Source organism: Georgenia sp. SYP-B2076, assembly GCF_003991205.1.
Taxonomy (GTDB): Bacteria; Actinomycetota; Actinomycetes; order Actinomycetales; family Actinomycetaceae; genus Georgenia.
In genome coordinates this window covers 23,810-35,864 of sequence record NZ_RXOZ01000003.1, presented here as the reverse complement: position 1 = coordinate 35,864, position 12,055 = coordinate 23,810, and the positions used below count along the sequence as shown (strand labels likewise).

The following is a 12,055-nucleotide window of genomic DNA, read 5'->3' as shown; positions in this document are numbered from 1 at the left end:
ACCCACGTTGCCGGAGTGTCGCACGACCCCCGTCACTGTGCCAGCATTTCCACCGCGGCGCGCTCACGGCCGCGGGATGTTGCGGAGGTTCGAGCGGGCCATGGCCATGACCTCGCCCATGCCGCCCCCGAACACCTGCTTCGTGACGGCGGTGGCGAAGCCGCGGATCTGGCCGCCGGTGATCGACGGCGGGATCGAGAGGGCGTTGGGGTCGGTGACGATCTCGATGAGGGCCGGCCCCCTGCGCCGGAGCCCGTCCCTCAGCGCCTTGCGCAGGTCCTTCGGGTCCTCGACCCGGACGGCCGGGATGCCCAGCGCCAGCGCGACCTGCCGGTAGTCCACCGGCGGCGAGTCGGTGCCGTAGGAGGGCAGGCCCTCGACGATCATCTCGAGCTTGACCATGCCGAGCGTCGCGTTGTTGTAGACCACCACCTTCACCGGCAGGTTGTAGGTGCGCAGCGTGATGAGCTCACCCAGCAGCATCGAGAGGCCGCCGTCCCCGGCCATCGCCACGACCTGGCGGTCGCGGTCGGCGAACGCCGCCCCGATGGCGTGCGGCAGGGCGTTGGCCATCGAGCCGTGCAGGAACGACCCGACCACCCGCCGCCGCCCGTTGGGCGTGATGTAGCGGGCGGCCCACACGTTGCACATGCCGGTGTCCACGGTGAAGACCGCGTCCTCGGAGGCGGCCTCGTCCAGCAGCACCGTCGCGAACTCCGGGTGGATGGGCCGCATCTTCTCCACGTTCTTCGTGTACGCGCCCACCACCTTGGTCATCATGTCCTGCTGCTTCTTGACCATCCGGTCGAGGAACTTGCGGTCGGTCTTGCGCCGGACCTGCGGGAGGAGCAGCCGCACCGTCTCCCTGACGTCGCCGTGCACCGGCAGGTCCAGCCGGGTGCGACGGCCGAGGTGGCCGGCGTCGACGTCGACCTGCGCGGTGCGCACGCCCGCGGGCAGGAACCGGTCGTAGGGGAAGTCCGTGCCGACCAGGACGAGCAGGTCCGCGCCCTCCATGGCGTCCTGGCACGCGCCGTAGCCGAGCAGGCCCGACATGCCGACGTCGAAGGGGTTGTCGTACTGGATGACCTCCTTGCCGCGCAGCGAGTGCCCGACGGGCGCGGCGGCGAGGTCCGCGAGCTCGAGGAGGTCGTCGTGGGCGCTGCGCGCGCCGGCGCCGACGAAGAACGTCACCTTCTTGGCGTCGTTGATGGCCTCGGCCAGGGCGGCGACGTCGGCGGCGTCGGGCACCAGCCGGGCGGGCCGCGGCACCGGGACGAGCGCCTGGTCGTCGCCGTCGCTCACGGGAAGGTCGGCGACGTCCCCGGGCAGGGTCAGCACCGCGACGCCCGGCGAGGCCACCGCGCGCTGGATGGCGCTGCGGGTGACGCGGGGGACCTGGGCGGGGGACGAGATCATCTCCGAGAAGACCGAGCACTCGGTGAAGAGCCGGTCCGGGTGCGTCTCCTGGAAGAACTGCGTGCCGATCTGGTCGGTGGGGATGTGCGAGGCGATCGCCAGCACCGGCACGCGTGAGCGGTTCGCGTCGTAGAGGCCGTTGATCAGGTGGAGGTTGCCCGGCCCGCAGGAGCCGGCGCACACCGCCAGCTTGCCGGTGACCGCGGCCTCCGCGGCCGCGGCGAAGGCGGCGGCCTCCTCGTGGCGGACGTGGACCCAGTCGAGGCCGGCGGTGCGTCGGACGGCGTCGACCACGGGGTTGAGCGAGTCGCCCACGATCCCGTAAATCCGTTCGACCCCGGCGGCCGCGAGCTGGTTGACGAGGTGCTCGGCGACGGAAGTTGCCACGGTGTGCTCCTTCGGGAGGAGGCGGCTGTCGGTGCCGATCCTTCCTCTGTCGTGGGGGACGCGCAGCCCGAGCGCCGCGCTAGGCAGGGGACCAGACGCCCAGCTGGTTGCCGCTGGGGTCGCGGAAGTGGAACCGGCGGCCGCCCGGGAAGTCATAGGGGCCGTCGACGACGAGCCCCCCGGCCGCCGTCACCGCCGACAGGGTCCCGTCGAGATCGTCGGAGTACACCAGGACCAGCGGGCCGCCCGTGGTCACCTCGGCGTCCAGGCGCAGGCCGCCGGCCTCGGGACCGGACTCCCCGCCGGGTCCGTGGATGCCGGCGTACTCCGGGCCGTAGTCGGTGAACTGCCACCCGAAGGCCTCCGCGTAGAAGCGCTTGGCCTCCTCGACGTCGGTGACCGCGAGCTCGACGTAGTCGATGGCGTGATGGTGGTGCGCGTCGGCCATGCGGCCCATTGTGGCGCGCGCCCACGGCGTCGAACAGGGGAGCCGGGAAGCTGCGCCGGGTGCTCGTGCCGCGGCGGTGTCAGGACACGTGGGCGGCGACGTCCTGGCCGCCGCGGCGCAGCACGGGCGCCACCAGCAGGGCGGTGACGACCGCGAGGACGCCGCAGGCCAGGACCATGAGGAAGCCGGAGTGGGAGCCGCGGGCGTCGATCATCACCCCGCCGACGGACGCGCCGATCGAGACCCCGAAGTTCATGCCGGTGCTCAGCCAGGTGAGGCCCTCGGTGAGGTGGTCCTTGGCGACGATGCGCTGGACCATGGAGTTGCCGTTGATGATCGTCGGAGAGATCGCGAACCCGGTCACGAACATCACTGCGGCCATCACGCCGAGGGTGCTCGCCAGCTGGAAGAGCGAGGTCCCGACGGTCAGCGCCACCACGCCGACGAGGAACCGCAGCCATGCCGGGCCGGTCCACACCTTCGCGCCGTAGAGCAGCCCGGCGATCACGGAGCCCGCGGAGAAGATGGCGAGCAGCACCCCGGCCATGCCCGGGCGGCCGTGCTCCGCGGTGAACGCGACGATCGAGACGTCCGTGGCCCCGAAGATCCCGCCGACGAACATGAAGACCGCGACGAGCCCGATCATCACCCCCGAGCGCATCACCGAGCCGCCGCGCCCGGTGTGGCTCACGCGCACGACCGTGGGGGGCTCCGTGCTCCGCTGCGCGAGGAACGCGTAGCCGCCGACGAGGACGAGGACCAGCGCCACGGCGACCCCCGACCACGGGGCCACCGACGTCGCCAGCGCGGTGGCCACCACGGGGCCCAGGACGAAGGTCGACTCGTCGAGCGCCGACTCCAGGGAGAACGCCCGGTGCAGCTCTTTCGGGGTGCGCGCGACCCGGCTCCACCGCGCGCGCACCAGGGCGCCGAGCGAGCCGATGGTCGCGCCCGCCAGGGCCGCGGCGGCGAAGAGCGTCCACGTCGGCGCCCCGGCCACGGCCGCGACCACGAGGCCCAGCAGGCCGAGCGCGCTCACCGTGACGGACGGCGCCATCACCTTGGCCTGGCCGTGGCGGTCCACCAGCCGCGCGAGCTGCGGCGCGCAGATCGCCTGGGCGACGACGAAGGTCGCCGACACGGTGCCGGCCATGGCGTACGAGCCGTACATCTCCGAGAGCATCAGGACGATGCCGATGCTGATCATCCCGGTCGGGAAGCGCGCCAGCAGGCCGGCGGCGGAGAAGGCCAGGGCGCCGGGAAGGCGGAGAATCTGACTGTAGGGCCCGGGCACCAGGCGATTCTGCCGCAACCGGCCGGGAAGGGGCAGGGCCGCGGACCGGCCCGGGCGGTGAGGTTGGACACGCGGGGTGCGATGATCGCCGCCATGGAGACGGACGACGGAGGCGCACGGACGCACGACGGCGGACCCGTGGGCGGCGGCGGGCACGTGGGCGACGCCGGAGCGCTCGCCCTGGCCGTGGCCGAGGCGCGGGCGGGCCGGGCGGAGGGCGGCATCCCGATCGGCGCCGCCCTCGTCGTGGACGGCGAGGTGCTCGCCGTCGGCCGTAACCGGCGCGTGCAGGACGGCAGCGCCATCCGCCACGGCGAGACCGACTGCCTGGAGAACGCCGGGCGCCTGCCGGCGCGCGTCTACGCGCGAGCCACGATGGTCACGACGCTCTCACCGTGCGACATGTGCACCGGCGCGATCCTGCTGTACAACATCCCGCGCGTCGTCATCGGCGAGAACCGGACCTTCTACGGCGGCGAGGACCTGCTGCGCGCGCGGGGCGTCGAGGTCGTGGTCGTGGACGACGCCGGCTGCGCGGCGATGATGCGCGAGTTCATCGCCGAGGAGCCCGGCCTGTGGAACGAGGACATCGGCGAGCAGGACTGACCGGTCGGTCGCACGGCCCGCCCCGCCGGCGCGCTACTCGCCCGGCGCCGCGTCCCCGCTACTCGCCCAGCGCCGCGTCGACGACCTTCTTCGCCTCGGCCTGCACCGTGGCGAGGTGCTCGTCGCCGCGGAAGGACTCGGCGTAGATCTTGTAGACGTCCTCGGTGCCGGAGGGGCGCGCGGCGAACCACGCGTCCTCGGTCGTCACCTTCAGCCCGCCGATGGCGGCGCCGTTGCCCGGGGCGTCGACCAGGCGGCCGGTGATCGGCTCGCCCGCCAGCTCGGTGGCGGTGACGTCCTCCGGCCGCAGCTTCGCGAGCTTGGCCTTCTGCGGCTTGGTGGCGGCGGCGTCGATGCGCGCGTAGGAGCTCGCGCCGTACTTCTCCACCAGCCCGGCGTGCAGCTGGCTGGGCGACTTGCCGGTGACCGCGAGGATCTCCGAGGCCAGCAGCGCCAGGATGATGCCGTCCTTGTCCGTGGTCCACACGTTGCCGTCGGTGCGCAGGAAGGACGCGCCCGCGGACTCCTCGCCGCCGAACCCGACCGAGCCGTCGATCAGGCCGGAGACGAAGTACTTGAAGCCGACCGGCACCTCGATCAGCCTGCGTCCCAGGCCGGCTGCGACGCGGTCGATCAGCGCGGAGGAGACCAGGGTCTTGCCCACGGCCGCGTCGGCCGGCCAGTCCGTGCGGTGCGAGAACAGGTACTCGATGGCCACGGCGAGGTAGTGGTTGGGGTTCATCAGCCCGGCGTCGGGGGTGACGACGCCGTGCCGGTCCGAGTCGGCGTCGTTCCCGGTGGCGATGTCGTACGGGGTCGAGCCGTCCGGACCGGCCTGCATCTTCTCGCGCAGGGACGCCATCGCGTAGGGCGAGGAGCAGTCCATGCGGATCTTGCCGTCCCAGTCCAGGGTCATGAACGACCAGCGCGGGTCCACCGACGGGTTGACCACCGTGAGGTCGAGGCCGTAGCGCTCGCCGATCGCCCCCCAGTAGTCGACCGAGGCCCCGCCGAGGGGGTCGGCGCCGATGCGCACGCCGGCGTCGCGGATCGCCCCGAGGTCGATGACGTTGGCGAGGTCGTCGACGTAGGCGGTGATGTAGTCGTTTTTCCGCGTCGTCTCCGCGGCCACGGCCCGTTCGAACGGGACGCGCTCCACCTGCCGCCACCCCGAGCGGAGGATCTCGTTGGCGCGCGCGGCGATCACCGACGTCGCGTCGGAGTCCGCGGGGCCGCCGTGCGGGGGGTTGTACTTGAAGCCGCCGTCACGCGGGGGGTTGTGCGAGGGGGTGACCACGATGCCGTCGGCCAGGCCCGGGCCGGTCGTGCGCACGCCGCCGGTGGTGCCCGCGCCGTTGTCGCGCAGGATCGCGTGCGAGACCGCCGGGGTGGGGGTCCAGGAGTCGCGCGCGTCGATGCGCACCTCGACCCCGGCGGCGGCCAGCACCTCCAGCGCGCTGCGCCACGCCGGCTCGCTCAGCGCGTGCGTGTCGCGGCCGATGTACAGGGCTCCGTCGATGCCCTGGGACCGGCGGTACTCCACGATCGCGGCGGTGGTGGCGACGATGTGCGCCTCGTTGAAGGCGCCGTCGAGGCTGGAGCCGCGGTGCCCCGACGTCCCGAACGCCACCTGCTGGGCGGGATCGTCGAGATCAGGCGTGCGATCGTAGTAGGCGGAGACGACCTCGTCGACGTCGATGAGGTCCTCGGGCAGGGCTCGGGTACCGGCGCGCTCGTGCATGTGCCGATCCTGCCACCGGAAGCCGCGCACGGCAGGGCAGTTAGCGCCCCGGCCCGGGCACGTAGGCTGGGCGCATGGCTCTTCCCGACGTTCCCGGCTCCCAGATCGCCGTCCCCGACCTCGACCCCGCGCGGCCCGTGCCCGACGGCTACGTGCTGCTCGACGTGCGCGAGGACAGCGAGTGGGAGGCGGGCCACGCCCCCGGCGCCGTGCACATCCCCATGGGGGAGCTGCCCGAGCGCATCGACGAGCTCCCCGAGGGTGACCTCATCGTCGTGTGCCGCTCCGGCGGGCGCTCCGCGCGCTCGGTGATGTGGCTCAACCAGGCCGGCTACGACTCGTACAACCTCGACGGCGGGATGAGGGCCTGGCGGGCCGCCGGCCTCCCGCTGGCCGCCGACGGCGGCGGCGAGCCCACCATCATCTGAGGGCGCGACAAGCGCGGCGCCCACGCCCCGTACTCTTGGGCGCCATGGGTAAGAAGAGCCGCGCCAAGCGCCAGTCCATCGCCGACAGCCCCGAGCGCACCCCGAAGGTCAAGCGCCCCCAGGTGGCCTACGTCGAGCGCCCCTTCGAGGGCCTGCCCGGCGAGACCGACATCGTCGCGATGCGCGAGGTCATCCCGGCCGCCACGGCGACCGTCCGCACCACCGCCGAGCACGGCGCCCGCGAGGTCCAGCTCGTCACGCTGCTGCCGGACATGCTCCCCGCGCTGCACCGCGCCGACGGCACGGTCCTCGTCGCGCTCCAGTCCGGCACGCACTCCGGGGACGCCTCCCGCGACGTCGCCGCCGTCCTGCTCGACGCGCTCGAGCTCGAGCCCGGCACGCCCCTCACCGTCGCCGGGCTGCCCGAGCCCGGGCCGCGCCTGCAGGACGTCCTCGACACCGCCGTGCCCTTCGAGGTCCAGGTCAAGGACACCTTCGACTACTGGCTCGACGCCGACACCGAGCGCGACGAGGACGTCCAGCACGCGCTCGAGCACGCCAGCGAGGAGATCGCGCCGACCCAGAAGGTCGAGGGCGTCGACTCCGCCTACTGGGTGCGCCTGAACAACCGCGAGTTCCTGCGCTGGGCGCGCCCGGAGGACCAGGAGCTGGTCCTCGACGCGATCGCCCGGCTGCACGCCGCCCGCGACTCCGCCGTCGACGAGGGCGCGAAGTTCGTGGGCGCCTTCCGGTCCTGCGGGATCCTCATCCCCGTGTGGGAGCTGGCGCCGGGCACCGAGGCCGAGGAGCTCGTCGGGCCCGTCAAGGCCTTCGAGAAGAAGCTCGACGCGGCCCTGGCAAACGGCGAGCCGCTGAACGCCGACGAGCGCCGCGCCCGCGCCGGCATCGTCTCGCGCCAGGTCAGCCTGCGCTGACCGGCGGCCCGCCGGCATCGTCGCCAGGTCAGCCTGCGCTGACCGGCCTCACCGCGCCGGCGGGTCAGGGGCAGGTCAAGGGGCCGCCGGGCGCCGGTGCGCTGGAGGTCGGGTTCGTGGATAGGCTTGGACAGATGAGGCAACCACCGAAGTCCCAGAGGGTCGCCGTCATCATCCCCGCGAAGGACGAGGCCGAGCGTGTCGCCGCCACCGTCCGCGCGGCCCGCGCCATCCCGCACGTGGACCTCGTGCTCGTCGTCGACGACGGATCCGAGGACGACACCCAGCACGCCGCCCGCGGCGCCGGCGCCGTCGTGGTGCGCCACTCCGTCAACCGGGGCAAGGCCTCCGCGATGGAGACCGGCGCCTCGGTGGTCGCGATGCGGGACGTGGTGGGCGCCCCGCCGCGTCTCCTGCTCTTCATCGACGCCGACCTCGGCGAGACGGCGGTCGCCACGTCCCCCCTCGTCCCGCCCGTGCTTGAGGGCCGCGCGGACTGCACGATCGCCGTCCTGCCCCCGCAGCCCGGCGCGGGCGGGCGGGGCATCGTCACGGGGCTCGCGCGCCGCTCCATCGCCAGGGCGACGGGGTGGAGCCCCGCCCAGCCGCTCTCCGGCCAGCGGTGCCTCACCCGCGAGGCGTTCGAGGCGGCCAGCCCCCTCTCGCGCGGCTGGGGCGTGGAGACGGGCATGACGATCGACCTGCTCGTCGCCGGGTTCACCGTCCAGGAGGTGCCCTGCGACCTGCGGCACCGGCCCTCGCGCAACGATCTCGCCGGCCAGCTGCACCGGGGCGCCCAGTACCGGGACGTCGCGCTCGCGGCCAACGCGCGGCGCCTGCGCGGCGTGAAGGTCCCCGCCTCGCAGCGGCCGGACAACAGCGCGGGTCAGAAGCCGGGGCGCCCCTACCGCGCCTGGGCGTCCGCCCCGGAGGCCTGAGGTCCGGAGGCGTCGGCCCCGGGGGCCTGAGGTCCGGACACTCCGGCCCCGACCGTCCCCTGCGCCTCCGTGCGGGGCGCGCCGCCCGACGCCGGGCCCGTCGCCGTGCCGTGCTCGAGCAGCCAGCCCGCCACCACCCCCACCAGCAGCGGTACCGCAAGGGCGATGCCGATCGCGGGCAGCACGATGCCCGAGTCGTTGACCGCGAACGCGATCGCGAAAGTCGTGCCGAGCGCCACGAGGGTCGGGCGCAGCATAACCGCGTCGCGGTCGATCCGCCCGAGCGTGTCCGCACCCACGAGCCAGCCGTAGCTCGACTCGCTGCTGGCCCGGGCGACGCTGCGCAGCGGTCGCGTGAGCAGCACGACCACGACGACGACACCTCCGATGGCCAGCAGCGTCAGCGTCGAGCCGAACAGGTTCGTCAGGTTCTGCTGCAGCTTCCGCCCGATCACCGAGAGGAGGCCGCCGTCGAGCACCGTCTCGACGAACCGGCCCAGGTGCGAGCGCTCCGCGGGCGGGCGCAGCCAGTCGATCACCGAGAAGCTCAGCGCGAGCACGGCGGAGGCGCCGAGCACCAGGGCGATGCGCCGCCACGTCAGCCGCACGCCGAGCGCGAGGAGGGCGAGCACCAGGAATCCCGGGATCAGCGCCGGCGGGCCCCCGAAGTCCGCGCCGATGGAGGGGGAACCGTCGAGCGCCACGGCCACGAGGCCGATCGCCCCGATCCCGACGGCGGCCCACACCCGCCGCCCGCGCCGCACCAGCGGCTCCGCGAGGCACATCGCCACCAGGATCGTGGAGGCGGCGAAGAGGGAGAACGAGGAGTTGTTGAAGCCGTAGAAGCGGCCCCCGACCTGCGGCTGGACCCCCATGAGGGAGGAGAGCTGGAGACGCGCGCCGGTGATGACGTCCACCGTCAGGAGCGCCGCCGTCAGCCCCGCCACGATGAGGACGGGGGCGAGCAGGTGGCGCCGCCACGGCCCGAGCAGCGCGACGGCGGCGATCGCCCCGGCGAAGACGGCGGTCGCCGTGTAGAGCACGGAGCCGGGACTGTCCGCGCGCCACCAGGGCAGCAGGTTGGCCAGGTAGCTCGCCACGGGGATCGCGCCGATGACGACGGCGGCGGCGCGCAGGACGCGCAGCACCGCGGCCGGTCGGCGCGAGCGAAGCGCCCGGGCGAGGGCGGCCGCGGCCGCCGAGCCGCGCGCGCCGCGGCCGGCCCGCGCCTCGAGCTTGGCGGCTGTCGCGTCGAGGACCCGCCGGTTCAGGCCGAGGGTGACCACCCCGAAGAGCAGCAGGTCGATCAGGACCAGGGCCGAGTAGAACGGGCCGACGAGCGGGCGGATGGCCACGGCGTGGTTGTTGACGTCCTCGAGGTGGGCAACGCGCGCGGGGCCGGAGCGCCCGTCGGGCAGCACGGTCAGCGGCGCGCCCGCCAGGCCGGCGGGACCCTCGACGCCCAGCGCGGCGAGCACCGTGGGGGTCAGGTCGGTGGACTGGACCATGCCCGGCTGGCGCGTGGAGCGGGTGTCGAAGAGGGCGCCCGTGGCGGGGAGCCCGGCCAGGGCCGGGCCGTCCGCGGTGAGCAGCTGCATGTACGGCTCGGTCCCGGAGTTCGCCAAGGAGGCGACGACGACGGTCGCGCCCGGCGCCGTGGAGCGGACCGCGTCGAGGACGTGGCCCACGCGCGCGTCGATCGCGGCGACCTGCTCGTTGCGCTCGGGCGAGGTCAGCAGCCACGCCTCCGTCGGCGGCGTGACGGGCGTCTCGGCGGGTCCCGGCGCGGGGATGACCTCCGGCGCGGGCGTGGCGCCCGGCGGGGGGACGCCCACCAGCGGGCGGTTGCGGTCGCGGACCGATCCGACGTCGACCACCGCCAGGGCGTGGCCCGGGAGTGCCTTGGCCACCTCCCGGCCAAGCCGCTCGCCGCTGGTCGGCGCGCGGACCTGGTCCCCGGCGACGACGCCGCCGGAGGTGGCCAGCGCGATCGCCGCGCCCGGGCCGACGGCGAGGGAGGCCACGCCGTGTTCGTCGACGAGGTCCCCGAGCAGACCGGGGGTGGCGTCGTACGAGGCGTCGGCGGCGGCGTCCAGGTAGTCCGGCCAGCCGGGGACGACGCCGGACTCGCCGACCTCGTGCAGGTCACGGCAGGTGCCGTAGTCGGCCATGGGCACGTCCGCGGCGCGGCGGCCCGCCGAGAGGGCGAGCCAGCCGTCGGCGGGGCAGGTGCTCGAGCGCACCGAGCGCACGACCATGTTCGCGGAGGCCCCCTGCTGGGCGAGCTCCCACAGGTGGGGCGTGGACAGGCTCGACAGGTCCTCCCAGCGCACACCCGACATCCCGAGGATGACGAGGGGGGCGTCGGCGCTCGCGGCCGTGCCGGCGTCGGGCGCGGCGGTGTTCGCTCCGGCGGGTGCTGCGCCGTCCGAGCCGCTGTTCACCCCGGCGGGCTCGGCGGCATTGACGGTCGAGGGCGTCGCGGCGCCGGCGGGAAGGAGGGGCAACGCGAACGGGAGCACCAGGCCGAGCGCGACGAGCAGTGCGAGCACCGCGACGATCCGGCGCTGCCGCTTTCTTCGTCTGCTGGTCACCGGGGAAGCCTACGTGCCGGGTCTGGGACGACGGAGGCCAGGTCCCGGACGGTGCGCGATCGCGCCCCGCGGTGACACTAGGCTCGCCGCGATGACTCACGCTCAGGAGGACCTCATGCACGACGACGCGGGCGACGTCGGGCGCCCGGACGGCGGACCCGAGACGGTCGCTCCGACCGAGACGGCCGCCCAAACCGAGGCGGCGGCCGGGACCGAGGTGGTCGCCGAGACCGAGGTGGCGGCTCCGGCCGAGGCGGCCGCTCGCAACAACGTGGTCGCGGGGACACAGGTGTCCGCCGCGTCCCCGGCGGCGTCCGGCGAGTCCGGGCGCGCGCGCTACGCCTACCTCGGTCCCGAGGGCACGTTCACCGAGGCGGCGCTCCTGCAGGTGACCGACGCCGACGAGTCCGACCTGCTGCCCTGCCTCGACGTGGTCACCGCGCTGGAGCTGGTCCGCGGCGGTGGCGCCGACTTCGCCGTCGTGCCCATCGAGAACTCCGTGGAGGGCGGGGTCAACGTGACCCTGGACACCCTCTCCACGGGCAGCCCTCTGGTGATCGTGGGCGAGATGCTCGTGCCCATCGCCTTCGTCCTCGCGGCCCGCGCGGACATGACGCTCGACCGCGTCCGGCGCGTGTCCACCCACCCCCACGCGTGGGCGCAGTGCCGCGGCTGGGTCGCGAAGAACCTGGACGGCGCGGTGCACGTGCCGGCCACGTCCACCGCCGCGGCCGCCGCGCTCCTGGCGGCAGGCGCGCCGGACCCCGGCTTCGATGCCGCCCTGTCCGCGCCCCTCTCGGCCCAGAAGTACGGGCTGACGGTGCTCGCCGAAGGCGTGGCCGACAACGCGCACGCCGTCACGCGGTTCGTCCTCGTCTCCCGCCCGGGCTACGTGCCCGAGAAGACGGGGGCGGACAAGACGACGCTTCTGGTGCACCTGCCCGACAACGAGGCGGGCGCGCTGCTGAGCATGCTCGAGCAGTTCGCCACGCGCGGGGTGAACCTCTCGCGCATCGAGTCGCGGCCGATCGGGGACTCCCTGGGCCGCTACTCCTTCTCCATCGACGTCGAGGGGCACGTGGCCGAGGAGCGGGTCCAGGCGACCTTGATCGGGCTCCACCGCGTGTGTCCGATGGTGCGCTTCCTCGGCTCCTACCCGCGTGCCGACGGCCAGAAGCCGCACGTGCATCCCGGGACCCACGACGCCGACTTCCGCGCAGCCCGCGCCTGGGTGGCAGACCTGCTCGCCGGCGTGACCGTCTGAG

The 12,055-nt window shown here is 74.1% G+C and carries 10 protein-coding genes; 5 read left to right on the top strand and 5 right to left on the bottom strand.

Features of this window, described 5'->3' with window-relative positions:
* Positions 1-63: 63 nt before the first annotated feature.
* The 3 genes from EJK16_RS01735 to EJK16_RS01725 all read right to left on the bottom strand — a co-directional run bounded on the left by EJK16_RS01735 (position 64) and on the right by EJK16_RS01725 (position 3,548).
* On the bottom strand, positions 64-1,806 hold the full coding sequence (locus EJK16_RS01735; RefSeq protein ID WP_205739550.1) for a pyruvate dehydrogenase: 1,743 nt from the start codon (positions 1,804-1,806) through the stop codon (positions 64-66).
* A gap of 79 nt (positions 1,807-1,885) precedes the next feature.
* Positions 1,886-2,254 carry a VOC family protein gene (locus EJK16_RS01730; RefSeq protein WP_127125727.1) on the bottom strand — a complete coding sequence of 123 codons (369 nt, stop codon included), beginning with the start codon at positions 2,252-2,254 and terminating at the stop codon, positions 1,886-1,888.
* Positions 2,255-2,333: 79 nt separating this feature from the next.
* A complete protein-coding gene (locus tag EJK16_RS01725) occupies positions 2,334-3,548 on the bottom strand; it encodes an MFS transporter (RefSeq protein WP_127125725.1) in 1,215 nt (404 codons plus the stop codon).
* A 93-nt stretch (positions 3,549-3,641) separates the two neighbouring features.
* Between EJK16_RS01725 and EJK16_RS01720 the strand changes: the two genes are divergently transcribed.
* The gene (locus EJK16_RS01720) at positions 3,642-4,154 is read left to right on the top strand and encodes a nucleoside deaminase (protein WP_127125723.1); all 513 of its coding nucleotides are present in this window, start codon (positions 3,642-3,644) and stop codon (positions 4,152-4,154) included.
* Positions 4,155-4,212: 58 nt separating this feature from the next.
* Here EJK16_RS01720 and pgm read toward each other — a convergent pair whose 3' ends face one another.
* A complete protein-coding gene (pgm, locus tag EJK16_RS01715; RefSeq protein WP_127125721.1) occupies positions 4,213-5,895 on the bottom strand; it encodes a phosphoglucomutase (alpha-D-glucose-1,6-bisphosphate-dependent) in 1,683 nt (560 codons plus the stop codon).
* Positions 5,896-5,969: 74 nt separating this feature from the next.
* Here pgm and EJK16_RS01710 point away from each other — a divergent pair, with 74 nt between their 5' ends.
* From EJK16_RS01710 to EJK16_RS01700, 3 genes are all read left to right on the top strand, one after another.
* Positions 5,970-6,323 (top strand): rhodanese-like domain-containing protein, encoded by a 354-nt coding sequence (locus tag EJK16_RS01710; protein ID WP_127125719.1) that lies wholly within the window; start codon positions 5,970-5,972, stop codon positions 6,321-6,323.
* A 44-nt stretch (positions 6,324-6,367) separates the two neighbouring features.
* Complete coding sequence (locus tag EJK16_RS01705) at positions 6,368-7,258, top strand: DUF5926 family protein (protein ID WP_127125717.1); 891 nt, start codon at positions 6,368-6,370, stop codon at positions 7,256-7,258.
* A gap of 134 nt (positions 7,259-7,392) precedes the next feature.
* The gene (locus EJK16_RS01700) at positions 7,393-8,196 is read left to right on the top strand and encodes a glycosyltransferase (protein WP_127125715.1); all 804 of its coding nucleotides are present in this window, start codon (positions 7,393-7,395) and stop codon (positions 8,194-8,196) included.
* Here the strand turns inward: EJK16_RS01700 and EJK16_RS01695 are convergent.
* Positions 8,163-10,790, bottom strand: a complete 2,628-nt coding sequence (locus EJK16_RS01695; RefSeq protein ID WP_127125713.1) for a hypothetical protein — start codon at positions 10,788-10,790, stop codon at positions 8,163-8,165. The two genes, EJK16_RS01700 and EJK16_RS01695, sit on opposite strands and share 34 nt — an antisense overlap.
* Before the next feature lie 91 nt (positions 10,791-10,881).
* On the opposite strand from EJK16_RS01695, the gene pheA reads away from it, so the two are divergent.
* Positions 10,882-12,054: a prephenate dehydratase gene (gene pheA / locus EJK16_RS01690; protein WP_370275879.1), complete on the top strand. Its 1,173-nt coding sequence runs from the start codon at positions 10,882-10,884 to the stop codon at positions 12,052-12,054.
* The last annotated feature ends 1 nt before the right edge of the window (position 12,055 follow it).

Excerpts from the sequence above, each read along its gene's own strand:
- EJK16_RS01730 (WP_127125727.1), bottom strand. The coding sequence starts at position 2,254 with ATGGCCGACGCGCACCACCATCACGCCATCGACTACGTCGAGCTCGCG.
- EJK16_RS01720 (WP_127125723.1), top strand. The coding sequence starts at position 3,642 with ATGGAGACGGACGACGGAGGCGCACGGACGCACGACGGCGGACCCGTG.
- pgm (WP_127125721.1), bottom strand. The coding sequence starts at position 5,895 with ATGCACGAGCGCGCCGGTACCCGAGCCCTGCCCGAGGACCTCATCGAC.
- EJK16_RS01710 (WP_127125719.1), top strand. The coding sequence starts at position 5,970 with ATGGCTCTTCCCGACGTTCCCGGCTCCCAGATCGCCGTCCCCGACCTC.
- EJK16_RS01705 (WP_127125717.1), top strand. The coding sequence starts at position 6,368 with ATGGGTAAGAAGAGCCGCGCCAAGCGCCAGTCCATCGCCGACAGCCCC.
- EJK16_RS01700 (WP_127125715.1), top strand. The coding sequence starts at position 7,393 with ATGAGGCAACCACCGAAGTCCCAGAGGGTCGCCGTCATCATCCCCGCG.
- pheA (WP_370275879.1), top strand. The coding sequence starts at position 10,882 with ATGACTCACGCTCAGGAGGACCTCATGCACGACGACGCGGGCGACGTC.